Origin of the sequence: Nostocoides japonicum T1-X7 (assembly GCF_001046855.1) — a bacterium.
GTDB lineage: Bacteria > Actinomycetota > Actinomycetes > Actinomycetales > Dermatophilaceae > Nostocoides > Nostocoides japonicum.
In genome coordinates this window covers 4,823,457-4,824,462 of sequence record NZ_HF570958.1, presented here as the reverse complement: position 1 = coordinate 4,824,462, position 1,006 = coordinate 4,823,457, and the positions used below count along the sequence as shown (strand labels likewise).

Below are 1,006 nucleotides of genomic sequence, written 5' to 3'. Positions count from 1 at the left end.
CCGGGTCCGGCCCGTCGGACGACGCGCAGCTGTGCGCCGGGGTGCGACCACCGACCCTGCCGGGCTCGGGGCGCCGGCTGCTCGCGGGCATCCGCGTCGGCTGGGGCGGGCTGCTGCTCGCGACGCTGTCGACGACCGCCACCGCGCTCTACATCCCTGCGCTCCAGTCGACGTCGGTCGCCAACGTCGTCGTGGTCTACGCGACGGCGCCGTTCCTCACGACGGGCCTCGCCTGGCTCGTCCTGCGCGAGCGACCCGCACGGCGCACCCTGGCCGCGGCGACCGGTGCGGTCGTCGGAGTGGCCATGACCGCTGCCGGAGGCATCGGCGGAGGGTCGGCACAGGCCGCCCGAGGTCTCGCGCTCGCCGCGGGGATGACCCTCGCGCTCGCGGGGGTCGCCGTCTGCGGACGGCGGTTCCGGACGATCTCGCAGGTCCCCGCAACTGCCGTGTCGGCCCTCCAGCTGGCGGTCCTCGGCCTTCTGCTCGCCCCCGACCGGTGGCTCGACACCCGGTCGCTGGCGATCCTCGCCGTCTTCGGCACGGTCCAGGCCCTCTCGCTGGCCTGCTACGTCGAGGGGGCGCGCCTCCTACCGGCGTCCCGGGCGGCCGTCCTCAGCACCGCCGATGTGCCCTTGGCGCCGCTATGGGTCTGGGCCGCCTTCGGCGAGGTTCCGGCCGGAGCCTCGGTCGCCGGCGGCCTGGTCGTCCTCGCCGCCGTGCTCTGGGACGCACGGTGATGAGACCCGACGCCTCCGGCACGACGCATGTCCCTGGCGGGTGGAGGTATCTCGTGACGTCGACGTTGCGTGACCTCGGGACGGACGTTGGATACCTCGACTCCCGCATTCCCCGTTGGGTGGAGGTATCTCGTGACGTTGACGTCGTGCTTGACGCTGGATACCTCGACTGCCGCGGCGCGTCTCGAGTGGAGGTATCTGGTGACCTCGGGACGGACGTTGGATACCTCGACTGCCGCGGCGCGTCTCGGGTGGAGGTATCTGGT

The 1,006-nt window shown here is 73.0% G+C and carries 2 protein-coding genes; both read left to right on the top strand.

Annotation, left to right across the window (positions count from 1 at the left end; genetic code table 11):
- Positions 1 to 740: DMT family transporter (locus tag BN12_RS21920; RefSeq protein WP_048555651.1), on the top strand; the 740-nt coding region annotated here is incomplete at its 5' end.
- A 53-nt stretch (positions 741 to 793) separates the two neighbouring features.
- On the top strand, positions 794 to 1,006 hold a 213-nt coding region (locus tag BN12_RS26370), incomplete at its 3' end, for a hypothetical protein (protein WP_235432495.1).